This window comes from Rhodococcus koreensis, from assembly GCF_900105905.1.
Classification (GTDB): Bacteria; Actinomycetota; Actinomycetes; order Mycobacteriales; family Mycobacteriaceae; genus Rhodococcus_F; species Rhodococcus_F koreensis.
On sequence record NZ_FNSV01000005.1, the window covers coordinates 2462739 to 2482479 of the forward strand.

At 68.0% G+C, this 19741-nt stretch carries 20 protein-coding genes; 10 read left to right on the forward strand and 10 right to left on the reverse strand.

Features of this window, described 5'->3' with window-relative positions; genetic code table 11:
* Positions 1–5 precede the first annotated feature (5 nt).
* The gene (locus BLV94_RS16130; RefSeq protein WP_072941104.1) at positions 6–1121 is read right to left on the reverse strand and encodes a resuscitation-promoting factor; all 1116 of its coding nucleotides are present in this window, start codon (positions 1119–1121) and stop codon (positions 6–8) included.
* 240 nt (positions 1122–1361) lie between these two features.
* On the opposite strand from BLV94_RS16130, the gene BLV94_RS16135 reads away from it, so the two are divergent.
* Positions 1362–2831 (forward strand): amino acid ABC transporter substrate-binding protein/permease, encoded by a 1470-nt coding sequence (locus tag BLV94_RS16135; RefSeq protein WP_371851550.1) that lies wholly within the window; start codon positions 1362–1364, stop codon positions 2829–2831.
* Entirely contained in the window at positions 2828–3598 is a 771-nt protein-coding gene (locus tag BLV94_RS16140; RefSeq protein ID WP_072941110.1) for an amino acid ABC transporter ATP-binding protein, read from the forward strand. Before BLV94_RS16135 ends, BLV94_RS16140 begins: the two co-directional genes overlap by 4 nt.
* Before the next feature lie 50 nt (positions 3599–3648).
* Here BLV94_RS16140 and BLV94_RS16145 read toward each other — a convergent pair whose 3' ends face one another.
* Together BLV94_RS16145 and BLV94_RS16150 are read right to left on the reverse strand one after the other, a co-directional pair.
* Positions 3649–4089: a DoxX family protein gene (locus tag BLV94_RS16145; protein WP_072941112.1), complete on the reverse strand. Its 441-nt coding sequence runs from the start codon at positions 4087–4089 to the stop codon at positions 3649–3651.
* A 138-nt stretch (positions 4090–4227) separates the two neighbouring features.
* Positions 4228–5070 carry a TatD family hydrolase gene (locus tag BLV94_RS16150; RefSeq protein ID WP_072941115.1) on the reverse strand — a complete coding sequence of 281 codons (843 nt, stop codon included), beginning with the start codon at positions 5068–5070 and terminating at the stop codon, positions 4228–4230.
* Positions 5071–5145: 75 nt separating this feature from the next.
* Between BLV94_RS16150 and BLV94_RS16155 the strand changes: the two genes are divergently transcribed.
* Genes BLV94_RS16155 through BLV94_RS16165 form a run of 3 tightly spaced genes read left to right on the forward strand, consistent with a single transcriptional unit; the run spans position 5146 to position 8895 of the window.
* Complete coding sequence (locus tag BLV94_RS16155; protein WP_072941118.1) at positions 5146–6000, forward strand: SDR family oxidoreductase; 855 nt, start codon at positions 5146–5148, stop codon at positions 5998–6000.
* A gap of 53 nt (positions 6001–6053) precedes the next feature.
* Positions 6054–7613 carry a methionine--tRNA ligase gene (metG, locus tag BLV94_RS16160; protein ID WP_072941121.1) on the forward strand — a complete coding sequence of 520 codons (1560 nt, stop codon included), beginning with the start codon at positions 6054–6056 and terminating at the stop codon, positions 7611–7613.
* 46 nt (positions 7614–7659) lie between these two features.
* The gene (locus BLV94_RS16165) at positions 7660–8895 is read left to right on the forward strand and encodes a DUF2786 domain-containing protein (RefSeq protein ID WP_072941123.1); all 1236 of its coding nucleotides are present in this window, start codon (positions 7660–7662) and stop codon (positions 8893–8895) included.
* A gap of 14 nt (positions 8896–8909) precedes the next feature.
* Here BLV94_RS16165 and rsmI read toward each other — a convergent pair whose 3' ends face one another.
* A complete protein-coding gene (gene rsmI, locus BLV94_RS16170) occupies positions 8910–9740 on the reverse strand; it encodes a 16S rRNA (cytidine(1402)-2'-O)-methyltransferase (RefSeq protein ID WP_072941126.1) in 831 nt (276 codons plus the stop codon).
* 74 nt (positions 9741–9814) lie between these two features.
* Here rsmI and BLV94_RS16175 point away from each other — a divergent pair, with 74 nt between their 5' ends.
* The gene (locus BLV94_RS16175; RefSeq protein ID WP_072941229.1) at positions 9815–11323 is read left to right on the forward strand and encodes a dolichyl-phosphate-mannose--protein mannosyltransferase; all 1509 of its coding nucleotides are present in this window, start codon (positions 9815–9817) and stop codon (positions 11321–11323) included.
* A gap of 62 nt (positions 11324–11385) precedes the next feature.
* Here the strand turns inward: BLV94_RS16175 and BLV94_RS16180 are convergent, their stop codons facing one another.
* The 4 genes from BLV94_RS16180 to BLV94_RS16195 all read right to left on the reverse strand — a co-directional run bounded on the left by BLV94_RS16180 (position 11386) and on the right by BLV94_RS16195 (position 14705).
* The gene (locus tag BLV94_RS16180; RefSeq protein WP_371851551.1) at positions 11386–13017 is read right to left on the reverse strand and encodes a BCCT family transporter; all 1632 of its coding nucleotides are present in this window, start codon (positions 13015–13017) and stop codon (positions 11386–11388) included.
* Between the two features lie 90 nt (positions 13018–13107).
* Positions 13108–13539, reverse strand: a complete 432-nt coding sequence (locus BLV94_RS16185) for a DoxX family protein (RefSeq protein WP_072941130.1) — start codon at positions 13537–13539, stop codon at positions 13108–13110.
* Positions 13540–13588: 49 nt separating this feature from the next.
* Positions 13589–13963, reverse strand: coding sequence for a GntR family transcriptional regulator (locus BLV94_RS16190; RefSeq protein WP_005238723.1), 375 nt, complete (start codon positions 13961–13963; stop codon positions 13589–13591).
* Between the two features lie 58 nt (positions 13964–14021).
* On the reverse strand, positions 14022–14705 hold the full coding sequence (locus BLV94_RS16195) for an NAD(P)H-binding protein (protein ID WP_072941133.1): 684 nt from the start codon (positions 14703–14705) through the stop codon (positions 14022–14024).
* A 97-nt stretch (positions 14706–14802) separates the two neighbouring features.
* Between BLV94_RS16195 and arsC the strand changes: the two genes are divergently transcribed.
* Positions 14803–15150: an arsenate reductase (glutaredoxin) gene (gene arsC / locus BLV94_RS16200; RefSeq protein WP_482822426.1), complete on the forward strand. Its 348-nt coding sequence runs from the start codon at positions 14803–14805 to the stop codon at positions 15148–15150.
* A 68-nt stretch (positions 15151–15218) separates the two neighbouring features.
* Here the strand turns inward: arsC and arcA are convergent, their stop codons facing one another.
* Positions 15219–16436, reverse strand: a complete 1218-nt coding sequence (gene arcA, locus BLV94_RS16205; RefSeq protein ID WP_072941134.1) for an arginine deiminase — start codon at positions 16434–16436, stop codon at positions 15219–15221.
* A gap of 108 nt (positions 16437–16544) precedes the next feature.
* Between arcA and BLV94_RS16210 the strand changes: the two genes are divergently transcribed.
* Together BLV94_RS16210 and soxR are read left to right on the forward strand one after the other, a co-directional pair.
* On the forward strand, positions 16545–17075 hold the full coding sequence (locus BLV94_RS16210) for a nitrobindin family protein (protein WP_072941137.1): 531 nt from the start codon (positions 16545–16547) through the stop codon (positions 17073–17075).
* A gap of 42 nt (positions 17076–17117) precedes the next feature.
* On the forward strand, positions 17118–17597 hold the full coding sequence (gene soxR, locus BLV94_RS16215) for a redox-sensitive transcriptional activator SoxR (protein WP_072941138.1): 480 nt from the start codon (positions 17118–17120) through the stop codon (positions 17595–17597).
* A 3-nt stretch (positions 17598–17600) separates the two neighbouring features.
* On the opposite strand, the gene BLV94_RS16220 is transcribed toward soxR, so the two are convergent.
* The gene (locus tag BLV94_RS16220) at positions 17601–18095 is read right to left on the reverse strand and encodes a DUF2505 domain-containing protein (protein WP_072941141.1); all 495 of its coding nucleotides are present in this window, start codon (positions 18093–18095) and stop codon (positions 17601–17603) included.
* A 191-nt stretch (positions 18096–18286) separates the two neighbouring features.
* On the opposite strand from BLV94_RS16220, the gene BLV94_RS16225 reads away from it, so the two are divergent.
* Positions 18287–19741: a wax ester/triacylglycerol synthase domain-containing protein gene (locus BLV94_RS16225; RefSeq protein ID WP_072941144.1), complete on the forward strand. Its 1455-nt coding sequence runs from the start codon at positions 18287–18289 to the stop codon at positions 19739–19741.

Genomic DNA, 19741 nt, shown 5'->3' on the forward strand with positions numbered 1-19741 from the left:
GATCGTCAGCGGAGTCCGAGCTTGCTGGTGCAGGCGGGCCATGCGCCCCAGCCCTGCGCCGCCTGGACCTTCTCGGCGACGGAGATCTGCTGTTCGCGGGAGGCGAGGTCGGCGCGGGAGGCGTACTGGGTTCCGCCGAACGCCTCCCAGGTGCTCTGGGTGAACTGCAGTCCGCCGAAGAATCCGTTGCCGGTGTTGATGGCCCAGTTGCCGGTGGCCTCGCAGTGCGCGATCGAATCCCAGGTGGAGGCGTTGGAGATGGCGAGTTCCTTCACACCGACCTTGACGAGCGCGGGTGCGGGCTCGCGGAGCACCTGCGAGCTGAGCTCCTGGCGTCCGGCCTCGACACCGTTGACCGTCTTCACGGAGGCGGTGACGGTGCGCTCGCCGGGAACTCCGGGGTTCTCGACGACGGTCTTGCCCTTGTCGAGCGCGGGATCGTCGACGCGGTTCTCGGGCGGCGCGATGGGCAGCGTCTCGGTGCGGGTCTCGGTGCGGTCGCGGGTCACGTGGATCTCGGCACCTTCGACGACGGGGGCGTCGGCCGGGGGGACGACGGTGTCGGCCTGCTCGAGCGGGGCGCCGTTGGCGGCGAGGAGTTCGCCGACGGTGGGGGCGGCAAGGCGGACGTCGGTGAGCGGGGCGCCGCCGTCGGCGACCTTGACGAGCTTGGCGTTGACGACCTCGAGCGAGGTGCCCTCGAGCGGCAGACGCTCGGAGCGGGACGCCGAGACGTGGACGTCGTCGGCGAGTTCGAACTGCTTCAGCGCGTCGTCGACGGTGAGCGCGGTGGTCCACACGGTCTTGGGCTGCCCGTCGACGGTGAGGTCGATCTCGCGGGCCCGCCGCAACACCACCGTGTCGCCGTCGGAGATCGACGCATCGGCCGCGGGAGCGACCGCGTCACGCTCGCTGACGGTGTATCCGGCGTCGTCGAGCGCGCCGCTGACGTCGGACGCCATCGTGCCGAGCGAGATGGTCTCGCCGTCGACGTCGAGCGTGACGGTCTTGTGCCGTGCCACTGCCAACGCACCGCCCAGGACGAGCGTCGCGAGCAGTGCCGCGACAACTACGTAGAGAAGGGGCGATTTGGCGTTGTTGATTCTGGCTAGAGGCGACACATGAATTCCCAAGGCTGGCGGACGTTTGATCACGGTACGGTAACGAATCGGCGATGGTCTGGCAACTTTGCCGCTACGACCTGCGTCCTAGATCACGAAAAGGTTGAGATCGGGGACAGTTCTCGCTTTACCGGGATCAATCGCTTCTGGTCCGGACCACCCTCGAAACGCAGTATCTTGCGACTTGCACCAAGAAGCCCGGAAGCGACCGGGCATTACTGACAAGAAAGCTGGGGTTCCGTGCGCAGCAGATCCGATCGACTTCTGAGACTCGTCAGACGTCCGAGAGTGCCCGCGGTGATCGCCGCGCTCACGCTGCTCGTCACACTCGTCGCGCCCGGCATCGCCGTCGCGCAGCAGCCCGCTCCGGGCAACGACTACACCATCGCCACCGACATCACGTTCGCCCCGTTCGAGTTCCAGGACGAGAGCGGCAAACTCGTCGGCATCGACATGGACCTTCTCGCCGCCATCGCCGAGGACCAGGGATTCACCTACCGGGTCAACGCCGTCGGATTCGACGCCGCACTGCAGGCGGTCACGGGCGGTCAGGCCAACGGCATGATCGCCGGCATGTCGATCACCGACGCCCGCAAGGCGACGTTCGACTTCTCCGACCCGTACTTCGAATCGGGTGTGCAGATGGGCGTGCTCGAGTCCAACGACTCGATCACGTCGTACGAGGACCTGCGCGGCAAGTCCGTCGCCGTCAAGAACGGCACCGAAGGCGCCACGTACGCGGAGTCCATCAAGGACCAGTACGGGTTCACCACCAAGTACTTCGCCGACTCGTCGAGCATGTTCGACGAGGTCCGCACCGGTAACTCGGTCGCCGTGTTCGAGGACTACCCCGTCCTCGCCTACGGCATCAAGCAGGGCAACGGGTTCAAGACCGTCACCGACAAGGTCCCCGGCGCCAGCTACGGGTTCGCCGTCGCGAAGGGCCAGAACGCGCAGCTCCTCCAGGAGTTCAACACCGGTCTCGCCAACGTGAAGGCGAGCGGCAAGTACGACGAGATCCTCGACACCTACCTCAACGCCGACGCCTCCGACGACGACAACTCGATCCTCGGCCTGATCAAGAGCACCTACCCGCTGCTACTCGAGGGTCTGTGGCTGACGATCGTCCTGACCGTGGTCTCGATCGCCATCGCGCTCGTGCTCGGCGCGATCTTCGGCCTGTTCCGGGTATCGACCAACATCGTCCTGCGCGGCATCGGCACCACCTACGTGGACGTGTTCCGCGGCACTCCGCTGCTGGTGCAGGCCTTCTTCATCTACTTCGGCATCCCGGCGGCGCTGGACTTCCAGATGTCGGCGTTCACCGCGGGCATCATCACACTGAGCCTCAACGCAGGCGCCTACATGGCCGAGATCGTGCGCGGCGGCATCCTGTCCGTCGACAAGGGCCAGATGGAAGCGTCCCGGAGCCTCGGCATCAGCTACCTGAAGTCGATGCGGAAAGTCGTGATGCCGCAGGCCGTGCGGACGATGATCCCGTCCTACATCAACCAGTTCGTGATCACGCTGAAGGACACGTCGATCCTGTCCGTGATCGGACTCGCCGAGCTCACTCAGACCGGGCGGATCATCATCGCCCGCAACTTCCAGTCCTTCAACATGTGGCTGATCATCGGCGCGATGTATTTCATCATCATCATGGCGCTGACGAAGCTGTCGAACCGGCTCGAGAAGAGGATCAACAGATGACCGAGACACCGGTGACGGACAACAAGGCCGAGGCCGCCGACCCGAAGATCCGGGTGAAGGGCCTGAAGAAGTCGTTCGGCGACAACGAGGTGCTCAAGGGCATCGACGTCGACATCGCGAGCGGCGAGGTGGTGTGCGTGATCGGGCCGTCGGGATCCGGCAAGAGCACGTTCCTGCGCTGCCTCAACCGGCTCGAGGACATCACCGGCGGCAACGTCGTCGTCGACGGCTTCGACGTGAGCAATCCCAAGATCGACATCGACCGGGTGCGCCAACACATCGGGATGGTGTTCCAGCACTTCAACCTATTCCCGCACATGACGGCGATCGAGAACGTGATGCTCGCGCCCGTGCAGACCAAGCGGGCCTCCAAGGAGGAGGCGCGGGCGACGGCCGTGCGGTTGCTCGAGCAGGTCGGGCTGGCGGAGAAGGCGGACGCGAAGCCGGCGAACCTGTCCGGCGGGCAGAAGCAGCGCGTCGCGATCGCACGGGCCCTGGCGATGAGCCCGGACATCATGCTGTTCGACGAGGCCACCAGCGCGCTGGACCCCGAGATGGTGGGCGAGGTGCTGCAGGTTCTGCGCGACCTCGCGAAGGGCGGCATGACGATGGTCGTGGTCACCCACGAGATGGGCTTCGCCCGCGAGGTGTCCGACCGGGTGATCTTCATGGCCGACGGGTACGTGGTGGAGGAGGGAACTCCGGAGCAGATCTTCGGCGACCCGCAGCAGTCCCGCACCCAGGACTTCCTGAACAAGGTCCTCTGACATGTGAGTGGCGAAGCGTGCCGGGGCACACTTCGCCACTCACACGGGGGTCAGACGGTGGCGGGTTCCTTCGCAGCCCACGGCAGCTTGTCGCCGAGCAGTCCGTCGACACCGAAGCGGCCCGATCCGACGACGGCGAGCAGCAGCGACCCGACGCCGAGCGCCAGGACCAGTTCGTAGCCGCCCTCGCTCGCGAAGATGCCCTTGTCGATGTGCACGAGGAAGAACGCGCCGACCATGTCGAGGAACAGCAGGATCCCGAAGACCGGGACTGCGGCGCCGACGATGAGCGCGATGCCGCCGATCAGCTCGATCCACGTCGCGAGGAACGCCGAGATGCCCGGAAGCGGAACTCCCATGGCCTCGAAGCCGGCGGTCTGGGCGTCGAGGCCGTTGGTGAACGCCTTCTGCCAGCCGTGAGCGAGGAAGATGACGCCGATGCCCAGGCGGGCGACGAGAATTCCCAGGTTCCGAACTGCGGGGTTGTTCATGGATGCGCCTTTCATCGAGGTGTCCCCGCGCGACCGGGACGACCATTGGTTGAACAGGCAACGATCCTAAGTTCTCTAGGTTGAAACTTCAACTTAAGGCCTGCGGCCCTGTGCGCGCCCGACGAGTCCAGGGACTCGCTACCCACTCACGGGCCGGAGGCCGTACACGCGCTCGGCGGTCGCGGTGGACGCCTTCGCGAGGTCGTCCGGGTCCTCGCCGCGGATCTCGGCGAGCGCCCGGACCGTGTACGGCAGGCAGTACGGCTCGTTGGGAGCGCCCCGGAACGGGTGCGGGGTGAGGAACGGCGCATCCGTCTCGACGATCAGCTGATCCGACGGCACCAGCGGTGCCGCCTCCCGCAGGGCCTTCGCGTTCTTGAAGCTGACGGTGCCGGAGAAGCTGAGGACGTAACCGGCGTCGACGCACTCGCGCGCCATCTCGGCGTCCGAGGAGAAGCAGTGGAAGATCACCGTCTCCGGGGCTCCCTCCTCGCGCAGCACCTGCAGCAGCGCCTGGTCGGCCTCCCGGTTGTGGATCATCAGCGTCTTGCCGAGCCGCTTCGCGAGGTCGATGTGCCAGCGGAAGCCGTCGGTCTGCTCGGGGACGGTGGCGCAGCCGTCGAGTTTCCCCGGCCAGTAGAAGTCGAGCCCCGTCTCCCCCACCGCGACCACCCGGGGATCACCGGCGAGCCGCTCGATCTCCGCCCTGGTCACGTCGTCGAGCACGTTCGCCCGGGTCGGGTGGATGGCGACGGCCGCGTAGACGCGGGGATCCCAGTGGGCGGCATCGACGGCGAACTGCGCGGCCGCCAGGTCGTCGGCCACCGTGACCACCCGTTCGACCCCCACCGCGGCCGCCCGGTCGACGATCGCCGTGACACTCGCCGCGTCCGAGGCACCGCACGCGTCGAGGTGCGTGTGCGAGTCGACGAGCGGGAACAGCGGCGCAGGGGCTTCCGGGGCGGGACGGTCTTTGCTCATGCGGACATTGTCGACGCCGCCACCGCACGTGTCACATGCGGTACTTTTCACCCCGACGGGGAGGGAGCCGTGTCCATGACTTCGAGTTCGATGAACGGCCGCGTGATCGCGGTGACCGGCGGCGCGAGGGGAATCGGGAGGGAGATCGCCCGACAGCTGGCCGTCGCAGGCGCGCGGGTCGCGATCGGCGACGTCGACGGTGCCGCGGCCCGGCGCACGGCGGACGAACTCGGCCGGGCGGGCGGGACGGTCGAGGGCCTCGAACTGGACGTGATCGACACCGGGTCGTTCACGGCGTTCCTCGCCGCCGTCGAGGATCACTGGGGACCGCTCGACGTGCTCGTCAACAATGCGGGCGTCATGTGGGTCGGGAGCTTCGACGAGGAACCCGAGTCCGCGACGGAACGGCAGCTCGCGGTGAACCTGCACGGGGTCATCCGGGGAGTGCGTCTGGCAGCCCCGGCGATGCGTGAGCGGGGCCGCGGCCAGATCATCACGGTGGCGTCGGCGGCGTCCAAGGTCGCACCGCCCGGCGAGTCGACGTACGCCGCCACCAAGCACGGGGTTCTCGGCTACCTGACCGGGGTCCGCGAGGAACTGCGCGGTTCGGGTGTGCAGATCTCGGTGATCATGCCCGGGGTCGCGGACACCGAACTCGCGGCCGGGACGGCGACGGGTGCGGCCAAACTGCTGACGCCGGCCGACGTCGCGAAGGCGGTGGTCGCGGCGATCCGGCGTCCCCGGTTCGAAGTGACCATCCCCTGGTACGTCGGGCCGCTGGCCCGGCTGGTCACCGTGTTTCCCCAGTTCGCCCGCGACTTCGCGGTCCGGCGGATGGTTCCCGACCAGGTGCGGTCCACGGACAAGTCGGCTCGCGCGGCGTACGAGTCGCGCACCGTCACCGGCGAGGACGGCGCCGGCCCGGGCTAGAACCCGAATCTGCGCGTCACGAAACGGCGGCGCGCAGATAGAGTGGTCGCACCATGAATGCTGCTGATTCCACCGCCTCGCGGCCACCTTTCTATCTGACGACGGCGATCGCGTACCCGAACGGCGTCCCGCACATCGGCCACGCCTACGAGTACATCTCCTCCGACGCCCTCGCACGGTTCAAGCGTCTGGACGGGTTCGACGTCTTCTTCATGACGGGAACCGACGAGCACGGTCTGAAGATGCAGCAGACCGCGGCCAAGGAAGGCATCGACGTCCGCGAACTCGCCGCGCGGAACTCCGATGTGTTCGAGGCCATGGACAAGACGCTCAACATCTCCTTCGACCGGTTCATCCGCACGACGGATGCCGACCACGAAGAAGCCAGCAAGGCGATCTGGCAGAAGATGCTCGACAACGGCGACATCTACCTCGACACGTACTCGGGCTGGTACTCGGTCCGCGACGAGGCGTTCTACACCGAGGCCGAGACCACGCTGCAGGAGGACGGTTCGCGCTTGTCCACCGAGACGGGTACCCCGGTCGAGTGGACGGAGGAGTCCACGTATTTCTTCAAGCTGTCCGAGTACCAGGACAAGCTGCTGGCCCTCTACGACGAGAATCCCGACTTCATCGCGCCCGCGACGCGGCGCAACGAGATCGTCAGCTTCGTCAAGGGTGGTCTCAAGGACCTGTCGATCTCGCGGACGACGTTCGACTGGGGCGTTCCGGTGCCCGATCACCCCGAGCACGTGATGTACGTGTGGGTGGACGCCCTCACCAACTACCTCACCGGCGCCGGATACCCGGACACGGATTCCGAGCAGTTCGGCAAGTTCTGGCCGGCGAACCTGCACATCATCGGCAAGGACATCACCCGGTTCCACACCGTGTACTGGCCGGCATTCCTGATGTCGGCGGGAATCGAGTTGCCGAAGCGGGTCTTCGTGCACGGGTTCCTCTACAACAAGGGCGAGAAGATGTCGAAGTCGGTCGGCAACGTCGTCGACCCCGTCGCCATGGTGGAGCAGTACGGCCTCGACGCCGTGCGCTTCTTCCTGCTCCGCGAGATCTCCTACGGCCAGGACGGCAGCTACAGCCACGAGGCCATCGTCACCCGGATCAACGCCGACCTGGCGAACGAACTCGGCAACCTCGCCCAGCGTTCGCTGTCGATGGTCGCGAAGAACTGCGATGCGCAGGTTCCGACGCCCGGCGAGCTGACCGAGGACGACGCGGCGATGCTCGCGCAGGCGGATGCGCTGCTGGAGCGGGTGCGCGCCGAATACGACGTCCAGGCACTGCATCTCGCGCTGGAGGCGATCTGGTCGGTTCTCGGCGAGACCAACCGGTACTTCTCCAAGCAGGAGCCCTGGGTGCTGCGGAAGACAGATCCGGAGCGGATGGCGACGGTGCTGTACGTGACGCTCGAGGTGGTCCGGATCGTGGGCGTCCTCGTGCAGCCGGTGATGCCGGACGCCGCGGAGAAGATCCTGGACCTGCTGGGTCAGAAGAGCGACGCGCGGCAGTTCAGCGACCTTCCGACGCGCGTCGTGGCGGGCACCCCGCTGCCTGCACCGTCGGGCGTGTTCCCCCGCTACGTGGAGGACTGATCAGCGCGGGTCCGTTCTTGTCGGACCCCGCAGGCACACTCTCCCCATGACGCCGAATAGAACATACATTCGATCTCATCACCGTGGATTCGGGAACGGAGCGCGCGTGTTCGACGACGAAGTGAGCCCACAGGCCGCCGCGGCAGTCCACACCCTGATGGGTGAGTTGTCGGGCGCGTACGAGCGTGGGTGGCAGCCCGCCGACGTCGTGCATCTGGCGCGGAGATCGAAGGAGCCGTCCGACGCGGCGCTGGCGGCGGCCCTGGTGCTGCACGAGGCGGAGCGCACCCGCGCCGCGCACCGGGCGCCGCGGGACTGGGTGGAGCAACTCCGCACCATCGGCGAGCAGTACCCGGGCGCGTCCCACCTGGCGGCGCGGGTTCCGGTCGACGGTCCCGACGTTCGGGCCCTGGCCGCCGGGCTGCTGTTCGAGGACCCGTACCACTCCGTCTACCAGCTGACCGACCTGTCGCTGTCGTGGACGAATCTGCCCGGCTGGACGGTGCTCACTCCTCCGCCGTCGACGTGGCCGGTCGTGCGGGTCGCCGACCCGTCCGCGGCGATGCCGGGCGAGGCCGAGGCCGACGCGAAGGTGCTCAACAGGATTCGCGGGCTGCTCGCCAAGGCCGAGGCCACCGATTTCGCGGAGGAGGCGGAGATCTTCACCGCGAAGGCGCAGGAGTTGATGACGCGCTACGCGATCAACGCGGCCCTCCTCCACACCCAGCACGGGGTGGGCAACACCGCGGTGCACAGTCGCCGGATCCACCTGGAGAATCCGTACGTCAAGGAGAAGGTGCACCTTCTCACGGAGATCGGCGACTCCAACCGGGTGCGCACCGTGTGGTTCAGCTCGCTCGCCATCGCGACCGTGGTCGGCACCCCCCTCGACCTCCAGCAGGTCGACATGCTCTTCACCTCCCTGCTGGTGCAGGCCACGCGCGCAATGCAATTCGCGGACGCCGACAGTCGCAGCGGTTCGCGCACGACGTCGTTCCGGAAGGGTTTCCTGGCGGGCTTCGCCAGCCGCATCGGGCAGCGGTTGCGCGACGCCGACAGCCGGGCCACGGCCGACGCCGCCGACGCGGCGTCGATTCCCGTCGCCGATCTGCTGCCGATCCTGGCCACCAAGTCGGAGGCCGTGGACGCCGAGTTCGACCGCCTGTTTCCGCGGACCAAGAAGGCGCGCGGCCGGGCCGTCGACGCCAACGGCTGGTACGCCGGACAGGCGGCCGCCGACGACGCGTCGCTGGCGCCCGGGGAGCGTGCCCTGCGGCGGTAGCGCCCGCCTGCCGCCTAGTCCTTCCGGGACGCCAGCACCGTTTCGTAGAGTTCCCGCTTCGACACGCCGGTGGTGGCGACGAGCGCGCACGCGTCCTTGAGCCGGGTGCCGTCGGCGACCAGTCGCTCCACCTCGTCGACGAGGTCGGCGGGGTCGGACGCGACGAGGGTGGCACCCTCCACCACGACTGTGATCTCGCCGCGGACGCCCTCGGCGGCCCACTCGGCGAGTTCGGCGAGGGTGCCGCGGCGCACCTCCTCGTAGGTCTTGGTCAGCTCCCGGCAGACGGCGGCGCGGCGGGTGCCGCCGAGCACGTCGGCGGCGTCCGCGAGGCAGTCGGCGAGCCGGTGCGGCGCCTCGAAGAACACGCAGGCGCGTTGCTCGGTGACCAGGGCCTGCAACCACGTCTTGCGCTGACCCTGCTTGCGGGGCGGGAAGCCGTCGAAGCAGAACCGTTCGACGGGCAGCCCGGACAGCGCGAGTGCCGTCGTCACCGCCGACGGTCCGGGCAGGCACGTCACCGCCAGATCCTCGGCCACGCACGCCGACACCAGCCGGTACCCGGGGTCGCTGACCGACGGCATGCCGGCATCGGTGACGAGGAGAACGGTCTTGCCGGACGCGACGTCGGCGACGAGGGCGGGCAGCCGGGCCGTCTCGACCTGGTCGTAGAAGCTGACGACCTTGCCGGTGATTGTCACCTCGAGCGCGGAGGCGAGGGCTTTGGTGCGGCGGGTGTCCTCGGCGGCGACGACATCTGCCGTCCCGAGCGCCGTACGCAGCCTCGGCGAGGCGTCACCCACGTCCCCCATCGGTGTTGCGGCGAGCACTAGGCGACCAGTCATGACCCACAGCCTACGATTGCGGCGTGACGATGCTGACGGACGAGCGACCGACGCCCTCCGCACGACAGCCGTCCATGGTCGGACCGGCGCCGCTCGTGCCGCCCCCCGACTTCGGCCCCGTCGACCGTGCGCGCGGCTGGATGGTGACGCTGTTCGTCACGGCGATCGCGGCGATCACCCGGTTCACGATGCTCGGGTACCCGACCGACGCGGGCACTCCCGTGTTCGACGAGAAGCACTACGCGCCGCAGGGCTGGCAGGTGCTCACCGGCGGCTGGCTCGAGGACAACCCCGGCTACGGGCTGGTGGTGCATCCGCCGATCGGGAAACAGCTGATCGCGATGGGCGAGGCGATCTTCGGCTACAACGGCTGGGGCTGGCGGTTCGCCTCGGCGGTGGCGGGCACGATCATGGTTCTGCTGGTGATCCGGATCGTCCGACGGCTCACGCGGTCCACTCTGATCGGCGGTCTCGCCGGGATCCTGCTGGTCGCGGACGGGGTGACATTCGTCTCGTCCCGGCTCGGAATGCTCGACATCTTCCTGGCCCTGTTCGGGGTAGCGGCGCTCGGCTGCCTGATCGTGGACCGCGACCAGGTCCGCGAGCGGATGGCCCGGGTGTACGCCGAGGGCCGGATCGGCGACAGCGAGTGGGGTCCGCGGCTCGGTGTGCGCTGGTGGCGGTTCGGCGCCGGGATCATGCTGGGTCTGGCGTGCGGCACCAAGTGGTCGGGCGTCTACTTCATCGTGTTCTTCGGGCTGCTCAGCGTCGCCTTCGATGTGGCGGCCCGGCGCGCCTACGGGGTGCGCCGCCCGTGGTTCGGGGCCGGCGTCCGCGACATCGGCCCCGCGCTGTACGCGCTCGTCGTCGTCCCGCTGTTCGTGTATCTGGCCAGTTACTGGGCGTGGTTCGCCAGCGAGACCGGTGTGGACCGGCATGCCGTGGGCAACGAGATCGGGACGGGCGGCACCTGGTCGTTCGTGCCGGCAGCGCTGCGGTCGCTGTGGTACTACAGCGGAAACGTCCTCCAGTTCCACGCGGGCCTCACCAATTCGGCGGGCAACCATCACCCGTGGGAGTCGAAGCCGTGGACGTGGCCGATGGGTCTGCGCCCGATGCTGTACTACTTCGCCGAGGGCGATCACGTCACCGGTTGCGGGGCGTCGAGTTGTGTCAAGGCGGTCATGCTCATCGGGACGCCCGCCATGTGGTGGCTGGCACTGCCGATGCTCGCGTGGGCCCTGTGGCAGTCGGTGGTGCGGAAGGACTGGCGGTACGCCACCGTCCTCACCGGCTACGGCGCCGCGTTCCTGCCGTGGCTGACCACCCTGGACCGCCAGATGTACTACTTCTACGCGGTGGCGCTGGCGCCGTTCATGGTGATGGGAATCGCGCTGGTGCTGGGTGACGTCCTCGGCAGCGCGCGGGCGTCGTTCGAGCGGCGCACCACCGGCCTGCTCGCCGTCTGCCTCTATGTGGGGCTCGTGGTCGCCAACTTCATCTGGTTGTGGCCGATCCTCACGGCCGTCCCGATCACCCCGGAGACGTGGCAGCACCAACTATGGCTGCCCAGCTGGCGCTGACACCGTGAACGAGTCGAGCCGCCCGGGTCCCGTGGGACCCGGGCGGCTCGCAGACTGTTTCTCTAGCGGGACGAGATCCGGTCGCGACGACGCTTCGCCGCCACTCTCCGCATCTCCCTCCGCATTTCCCGGCCGTCGACGATCATCTGGTCACGGGACAGATCCTTGTACAGCGAGAAGCACAACCCGATCATCACGATGACGAACGGCGCCGCAGCGATGATCGTCATCGTCTGCAGTCCGTCGAGTGCGGTGTCGCCACCGGTCCACAGGATCAGCGCGGCCACACCACCGGTGAGCACACCCCAGAACACGACCACCCATCGCTGCGGCTCCAGCGACCCGCGCTGCGACAGGGTGCCCATCACCATCGAGGCGGCGTCGGCGCCGGAGACGAAGAAGATCGCCACGAGGATCATCACCAGGACGGTGGTGATGCCGGTGAGCGGCAGGTGGTTGAGCATCCCGAACAGCTGACCCTCCTGGGTGTCCTGCCCGGCGAGGTCGATTCCGTCACGCTGCTCGCTGATTCCCGCACCGCCGAAGATCGCGAACCACACGAGGCTCACAGCGCTCGGCACCACGATCACGCCGACCACGAACTGCCGGATGGTGCGGCCTCGGCTGATGCGGGCCAGGAACATGCCCACGAAGGGGGTCCAGGAGATCCACCATGCCCAGTAGAAGATGGTCCACGACGACAACCATTCGCCGGTCGCCGGATCAGAGGACGCGCCGGTGCGGGCCGACATCTGCGCGAGCTGCGCGGCGTAGGCGCCGATCGTGGTGGGCAGCAGGTTGAGGATCAGGACCGTCGGTCCGACGACGAACACGAACAGCGCCAGGATGATGGCGAGCACCATGTTGGTGTTGGAGAGCCACTGGATTCCCTTGGCGACACCCGACACCGCCGAGGCCACGAACGCGAGGGTCAGCAGGGCGACGATGGCGACCAGCAGGAACGTGCTGACCTCCGACATCCACCCGACGACCTGGAAGCCGGACCCGATCTGCAGTGCGCCGAGACCCAGCGAGGCGGCGGTCCCGAACAGCGTCGCGAAGATCGCGAGGACGTCGATGAACTTGCCGATCGGCCCCTCGGCGCGGCGGCCGAGCAGCGGGATGAACGCGGAGCTGAACAGCTGCTTGCGACCCTTGCGGTACGAGCCGTACGCGATCGACAGTCCGACCACCGCGTACATCGCCCAGGGGTGCAGGCTCCAGTGGAACATGGTGGTGGCCATCGCAGTTCCGATGCCACCGCTGGAACCCGGAGGGGGTGTCACGTAGTGCGCGAGCGGTTCGGCGACACCGAAGAACATCAGTCCGATGCCCATTCCGGCGCTGAACATCATCGCGATCCAGCTGACGGTCCGGAACTCGGGCTTCTCGCCGTCCTTGCCGAGCGGAATCTGCCCGAACTTGCTGAACGCGAGCCACAGTGAGAAGAGGACGAACCCGGACGCCGACAGGACGAACAACCAGCCCATGTCGGTGACCAGCCAGTCGAGCGCCTTACCGGTCGTGGTGTCGAGATTGTCGGGGGCCACGAGCCCCCAAACGACGATTGCCGAGACCGCGGCGGCGGCGGCCGAGAACACGACGTGATCGGTGCGAACACCGACCCGTTTGAGCCCTCCGCCGACGGCCGCGTCAGCGGTGTCGGAACCTTGATCAGGCAGATCAGTATTCATTGCCATGAACAACTACGTTGGTCATTTTCGATGGTAAAAGCAAGCTAGCCCACCGCTTCACACCGAATCGAGACCCGCCGAACGGTATCGTTACGCTGCGGTTTTGCCCCATCCCGAGCCTCTTCCGAGGAGCCCGTCGATGCTGAGGCGTCCGGCACCGATCACAGCGAGTAACAGTGACCCGACGCCGAGTGCGACGACGAGTTCGTACCCGCCGTTCGCGACGAAGACGCCCTTGTCCGCGTGCACCAGAATCAGCGCCCCGAGCATGTCGAGGAACAGCAGGATTCCGGCGATCGGTGTGGCGATGCCCACGATGAGAGCAAATCCACCCGCGAGTTCGACAGTGGCGGCCGCAACAGCCGAGATGTCGGGCCGCGGGACGCCCATGTCGGCGAACGACGCCTGGGTGGCCGTCACTCCGTAGTCGAAGAACTTCTGCCAGCCGTGCGCGACGAAGATCACGCCGAGCCCGATCCGGGCGATCAACAGTGCGAGGTCACGGCAGAGTGCGGAGGCCATACCGAGCGTCTACCTTTCTGTGGTCACACTTCTGGATGTGGCGCCGTCCTCATTCGGCGCCGCGGAGAGCGGACTGCACGAAGCCGAGTATCTCCTCGTCGGACACCCCCAGCTTCCGCAGTTCCTGCACATACCCTGTTGCGGCCTTCTCGGCTCCGGCGCGAATGGGGTCACCGCCGCTCGCGATGAATGTGCCCTGCTTGCCCCGGGTTTCGATGACACCCTGCTCGCCGAGTTCCCGGTACGCCTTGGCGACCGTGTTCGGTGCGAGGCCGACCTCGACGGCGAGCGCACGGACCGTGGGAATCTTCGTTCCCGCAATCAGTTGCCCGCTGCGGACCTGCTCGATGATCTGCAATCGCAACTGGTCGAACGGGGCGGTCGACGAATCGGGGTCGATGTCGATGTCCACGGCCGGCGCCACCTCCGTTGTTCCACGCGTTGTATCAGACCGTAGTTGCGCGGTTGCGGCGCCGCAATGGTTACAGCGCGGCGACGGCGTCCTCGATCGACGTCGGACCGGACGTCAGCATCAGCGTCTTCTTCGCCGTGTTCGGGTGGTCCAGGAGCGCCGCGACCACCGCTGCGACGTCGGCGCGCGTGACGGTGCCCCGTTCGAGCGGAGGCGCGGTGAGCGTGACGTGACCTGTCGGGTCGTCGTCGAGCAGACCGCCCGGACGGAGAATCGTCCAGTCCAGATGGGTGCGGGCGCGCAGATCTTCCTCGGCTGCCGTCTTCGCGACCAGGTAGGCGGCGAACACGTCGTCGGTGCCTTCGGGGATCGGCTCACCCGCCCCGAACGAACCGACCTGAACGAATCGCCGCGTCCCCGCCTTCTCGGCGGCGTCGGCGAGCAGCACCGCGGCCCCGCGGTCGACGGTGTCCTTGCGGGCGATTCCGCTGCCCGGACCGGCACCGGCCGCGAACACCGCGGCGTCCGCACCGGCGAGGGTCTTCGCGACGTCGTCCGCGGTCGCCGTCTCCAGATCGATCACCACCGGTTCGGCGCCGAGTGCCGCGACCTCGTGCTCGTGGTCGGGGTTGCGGATCAGCGCGACCGCACGGTCACCGCGGGCGGTGAGAATCTTGATGAGGTGACGGGCGATCTTCCCGTGTCCACCCGCGATGACGATGCGCTGCGGAGCCGCGTCCCGGTGCTCGGCCATGATCGATCTCCCTCTTTCGTCGACTGGTTACGAGTTACTACCCATGGTTCAGCGCTCGGTGCGGGCGCATTTGTTCCCCGGGTGCAGAATGTCGGATATGGCGAACACCGCGACCATCTACCACAACCAGCGCTGCAGCACGTCCCGGACGGTCCTCGGACTGATCCGGGACGCGGGCATCGAGCCGACCGTCGTGACGTACCTCGAGACCCCGCCCTCGCGGGACGGATTGCGCAAACTTCTCGACGACGCCGGCCTGAAACCGAGCGAGGCGATTCGCAAGAAGGAGGCCGTCTTCAAGGAACTCGGGCTCGCCGACGCGTCCGAGGACGAACTGCTGGAAGCGATGGTGGACAACCCCATCCTCATCGAGCGACCGATCGTCGTGACGGACAGGGGCACCGTCCTCGCCCGCCCGGCCGCGAAGGTCAGCGACATCCTCTAGGCCCTCCGGGCCCGTGCGTGGTTGACGAGTCCCTGCACTCCCTAACCACGCACGGGCGGCGGAGCCGCCTACAGCGGGTCGCGGGCGACCGGGCAGGACATGCAGCGGGGGCCGCCGCGGCCCGAACCGAGTTCGGAACCGGCGATCCGCAGTACCTCGATGCCCGACGCCTCGAGCCGGGCGTTGGTCTCGACGTTCCGTTCGTAGGCGACGACGACGCCGGGTGCGAGTGCGAGCGTGTTGTTTCCGTCGTCCCACTGTTCGCGTTCGGCGGTGACGTTGTCGAGTCCGGTGTCGATGACGCGCAGTTTGCCGATGCCCATGGCCTCGGCGGCGGCGCTCAGGAACGGGTCGGCGCCGCGGATCGACACACCGTTGTCCTCGCGGTGAATGGTGAACGCCGACAGCGTGTTCTGGATGATCGGGTACATCACGACGGCGTCGTGGTCGACCATCGTGCACACGGTGTCGAGGTGCATCGACGCCCGGGCCTGCGCGATGGGCACCACCAGCACGGTGTGCGCCAGTTCGTCCTCGAAGACGCTGCGCGCCAACGCCTCGGCTCCGGCCGGTGTGGTGCGCTCCCCCACTCCGACGGCGACGACGCCGGGTGCCAGGAGCAGGACGTCGCCGCCTTCGACGGGCGCCGTGTGGGATTCGTAGGCGCGCCGCGCGCCCCGGAAACGCGGGTGGTGGGCGTAGATGATGTCGGTGAGGGACGTTTCGCGGACGCGGGCGGGCAGTGCCAGCGAGGTGATCGCGACGCGCGGTCCGATCCAGAACGACGAGTCGCGGGTGAACAGCAGATTGGGCAGCGGGTCGATGACGAAGTCGCCGCCGTGGTGCATGCGACGGACCAGCGACGCCGTGTTCGCGGCGACGGGCAGTTCGTCGAACGTCATGCCTGCGGTGAGGATGGTCGAGAGTTCGGGCGCCGGGACGCCGCGGAGGTGCGCGGCGAGTTCCTGCGCCAGGGTGTGGCCCAGCTTCCGGGGGTCGACGGCCGCGCCGATGCCGTGGATGCGGGCGGCTCCGCTGGCGCCGAGTGTCTCGCTGAGCAGGTCGGACAGCAGCAGGACCTCGACGCCGCGGCTGCGCAGGAGGTCCGCGAACGCGTCGTGCTCCTCCTGTGCGCGGTCGACCCAGGGCAGTCCGTCGAACAGCAGTTGGTCGTTGTTGCGGGGTGTCAGCCGCTTCAGTTCGTCCCCGGGCCGGTGCAGGAGGACGGCACGCAGCTGCCCGACTTCGGAGTTGGCCCCCAGCGGTGCAGAACCCGACGCGTTCATGTCTAGACGGTAATGCCGGCGGGCCCGGCAGGCACGCTCAAACGCTCCCGCCGCCGACCGTGTCCCTCGGCCCCGCAGGCGAGTACCGTGAAGCGGCGGAGGTATCTCATGGACGAGAACTCGACTCTCTCGCCGGCGCACACGGATGCGACGGCGAGTTCGTCTGCGACCACACCACCGGTTCCGTCCGTACCGCCCGCCCTGGCGCCGTTCGCCGGTCTGTGGCGCGGCGAGGGCGAGGGTGCGTACCCGACGATCGACGACTTTGCGTACACCGAGGAGATCGAATTCGCTCCCAGCGGTAAACCGTTCCTGGCGTACCGGTCTCGGACGTGGGAGGCGGGCACCGGGCGGCCGTTGCACTCGGAGTCCGGGTATCTGCGGCTCGTCGCCGAGGACGAGGCGGAACTGCTCGTCGCCCAGCCGACCGGATTCACCGAGATCCACCGCGGTCAGATCCGGGAGGGGATCATCGAGTTGTCGATGGTGGCGCTGAGCGCGTCCCCGGACGCCAAACCGGTGCACAGCATCCGGCGGCAGTTGTCGGTGCGCGGCGGCGACCTCACATACGACCTGTGGATGGCGCACGACCTGACTCCGCTCACACACCATCTCCACGGTCATCTCCGCCGCGACTGACCTCGAGTATTGTTCAGGTAACCCGGTGAAAGGTTGCCTGTCGTGGAGATGCCCGAGTGGAGAGCGAAGGAACTGACGCCGGGACAGCTGTCGGAGCGCAGTGGCGTCGCGGTGTCGGCGTTGCATTTCTACGAGCGCGAGGGGCTGATCACCAGCAGGCGGACGTCCGGCAATCAGCGTCGCTATCGCCGGGACACGCTGCGGCGGGTCGCGTTCATCCGCATCGCCCAGCGGGTCGGGATTCCGCTGGCCGAGATCCGGGACGCCCTCGCGACCCTCCCCGAGGGCCGCACCCCGAACCGGAAGGACTGGGAGAAGCTGTCGACGCGGTGGCACGCCGATCTGGATCAGCGGATCGAGCAGCTGATCCGTCTCCGCGACAACCTGACCGGCTGCATCGGCTGCGGGTGCCTGTCGCTGGGGAGTTGCGCGATCGTCAACAGCCACGACCGGCTGGGCACGGCGGGGCCGGGTGCCCGCACGCTGGACGTCGAATTGGACGGCCCCGCGCCGGGGGCGTGAGCGTCAGCTGTCGCCGAGCCACTTCTCGATCGCGTCGCGGTCCTGCCCGACCATGTCGCCGACCAGCTTCCTGACGAGGGATTCGATCTGTCCTCCGACGAGCGGGATCTTGACCTGCACCGATCCGGAGACGTCGAGGACGGTGACGTCGCCCGACGCGCGGAGCACCGACGTGCAGTCGATCTTCACGGGGATCCCGGTGGAGCTGCCGCTGATCCGGCCGTCGGCGTGGTCGCCGTCGAGTGCGCCCCATTCGTCGGCCCGCTCGACCTTCAGTTCACCGGAGACGACCTTGCGCACCAGCCCGGGGAGGGAGGACGCGCCGATGGTGTCGCGCATCGTCGCCGTCAGTGTGCCGGGGCCGCGGCTGTCGTCGAGGGTGAGCTTCTCCGGCGCCTCCTCGAACCGGTGCTGCCAGAACGCCCGGTCCGTCACCGTCGCGTGCACGCGGTCGATCGGGTACGCGATCTGTTCGGAGTAGTCGAAGCTTTTCGCCATGACGGCAGCCTACGACAACTCCGTGAGCGGCGAAGGAGTCCAGGGACTCGTCAACCGCGCACGGGCGCGGAGCGCCTCGGGCGGAAAGTCCGCCGCGCAATCCGCCGGAACCAGGGACGCGATCTGCGGGGCGGGTCCACACTGGAAAAGCAGCAGCTGAGGGCAACTCGAGCAACCGAATGAGGGTGAGCATGGCCGACGGCGAACCTCTGATACCACCGAGTGCCGTCGACGTGGATTTCTCCGACGTCGCCTGGGGAGCGGACCGCACGATGTCCGACTTCGAGACCGGGATGTGGCGGATGGAGGAGGTGCAGCCGAAGCTGCGCTCACCGATCGTCGCGGTCGACGTCCTCGACAAACCGCCGGACTGGGAGCGGCTCGTGCGTGCCCACGAATGGGCGTCGCACATGGTGCCGCGCATCCGGATGCGGGTGGTGGAGCCGACGCTGCGGCTGGGCAACCCGATGTGGTCGGTCGACCCCGAATTCGATCTCGACTATCACCTGTCGCGGGTGCGGCTGCCGGAGCCCGCGACGTTCGACCATGCGCTGCGGATGTGCCGGCACATGGCGACGGAGCCGTTCGACCGCGCCCGGCCGCCGTGGAGCGCGATGCTCATCGAGGGGCTCGACGACGGCCGCGCCGTCTACGTCGTGAAGACTCACCACAGCATCACGGACGGTCTCGGCGGCATCCAGTTGATGACGCTGCTGCACAGCAGGCGTCCCGAACCGTCGCCGGACAAACCGGATCGGCCTGCGCCGTTGCCGGAGCAGATGTCGGGCGGCGGCGCCCTGCTCGAACAGGCACTCGGCAACGTGCGCAGCGCCCCCGGCCGTCTCGGCGGCCTGATCCGCGGCGCGGTGCGGACGGCGATGACGATCGTCGGCGACCCGGTGGGCAGTGTCACGGAGGTCGCCGGTTACGCGAACTCGATCCGCCGGGTGGTGACTCCTCCCCCGACCACGGGTTCGGACCTGCTGCGCGACCGGGGGCTCGGACGCTGGTTCGGTGTGCTCGAGGTGAGTGTCGACGAACTGCGCTCCGCCGCCCACGTCGCGGGCGGGTCGTTGAACGACGCGTATGTGGCGGCACTGCTGGGCGGTTTCCGCCGCTATCACGAATCGTTCGGCCACGACCTCGAGACGATTCCGGTGGGGATGCCGGTGAGTATGCGTTCGGCGTCGGACCCGACCGGGGGCAACCGGTTCGCGGCGGCCCGGTTCGCCGGACCGGTCGGTGAACGCGACCCGATCGCACGGATCAAGAAGGTACGCACGATCATTCTCGGGTTGCGCCAGGAACCGGCACTCGGTCTGCTCGATTCCGCCGCCCCGATCCTGGTCCGGATCCCGACGGTGGTCCTGGCCAACTGGTACCTCTCGCAGTCGACGGGCCTCGACCTGCAGGCCAGCAACGTCGCGGGCGTGCCCGTGCCCGTGTATCTGGCGGGCGCCCGGATCGAGCGGATGTTCCCGTTCGGCCCCGCTCCCGGCTGCGCGGTCATGGCAACTCTGGTCTCCCACGTCGGCACGTGTTGCATCGGTGTCAATCTCGACACCGCCGCCGTGACCGAACCGGCGCGGTTCATGTCGTGCCTGCAGGAGAGTCTCGACGAGATCGTCGAACTCGGCCGCGGGTGA

What these genes read in the sequence shown, in the direction of transcription:
- metG (WP_072941121.1), top strand. Translation starts at nt 6,054, where the DNA reads ATGAATGCTGCTGATTCCACCGCCTCGCGGCCACCTTTCTATCTGACG.
- BLV94_RS16225 (WP_072941144.1), top strand. Translation starts at nt 18,287, where the DNA reads ATGGCCGACGGCGAACCTCTGATACCACCGAGTGCCGTCGACGTGGAT.
- BLV94_RS16140 (WP_072941110.1), top strand. Translation starts at nt 2,828, where the DNA reads ATGACCGAGACACCGGTGACGGACAACAAGGCCGAGGCCGCCGACCCG.
- BLV94_RS16145 (WP_072941112.1), bottom strand. Translation starts at nt 4,089, where the DNA reads ATGAACAACCCCGCAGTTCGGAACCTGGGAATTCTCGTCGCCCGCCTG.
- BLV94_RS16155 (WP_072941118.1), top strand. Translation starts at nt 5,146, where the DNA reads ATGACTTCGAGTTCGATGAACGGCCGCGTGATCGCGGTGACCGGCGGC.
- BLV94_RS16210 (WP_072941137.1), top strand. Translation starts at nt 16,545, where the DNA reads ATGGACGAGAACTCGACTCTCTCGCCGGCGCACACGGATGCGACGGCG.
- arsC (WP_482822426.1), top strand. Translation starts at nt 14,803, where the DNA reads ATGGCGAACACCGCGACCATCTACCACAACCAGCGCTGCAGCACGTCC.
- arcA (WP_072941134.1), bottom strand. Translation starts at nt 16,436, where the DNA reads ATGAACGCGTCGGGTTCTGCACCGCTGGGGGCCAACTCCGAAGTCGGG.
- BLV94_RS16185 (WP_072941130.1), bottom strand. Translation starts at nt 13,539, where the DNA reads ATGGCCTCCGCACTCTGCCGTGACCTCGCACTGTTGATCGCCCGGATC.
- BLV94_RS16195 (WP_072941133.1), bottom strand. Translation starts at nt 14,705, where the DNA reads ATGGCCGAGCACCGGGACGCGGCTCCGCAGCGCATCGTCATCGCGGGT.
- rsmI (WP_072941126.1), bottom strand. Translation starts at nt 9,740, where the DNA reads ATGACTGGTCGCCTAGTGCTCGCCGCAACACCGATGGGGGACGTGGGT.
- BLV94_RS16175 (WP_072941229.1), top strand. Translation starts at nt 9,815, where the DNA reads ATGGTCGGACCGGCGCCGCTCGTGCCGCCCCCCGACTTCGGCCCCGTC.
- BLV94_RS16165 (WP_072941123.1), top strand. Translation starts at nt 7,660, where the DNA reads ATGACGCCGAATAGAACATACATTCGATCTCATCACCGTGGATTCGGG.
- BLV94_RS16150 (WP_072941115.1), bottom strand. Translation starts at nt 5,070, where the DNA reads ATGAGCAAAGACCGTCCCGCCCCGGAAGCCCCTGCGCCGCTGTTCCCG.
- BLV94_RS16220 (WP_072941141.1), bottom strand. Translation starts at nt 18,095, where the DNA reads ATGGCGAAAAGCTTCGACTACTCCGAACAGATCGCGTACCCGATCGAC.
- BLV94_RS16180 (WP_371851551.1), bottom strand. Translation starts at nt 13,017, where the DNA reads ATGAATACTGATCTGCCTGATCAAGGTTCCGACACCGCTGACGCGGCC.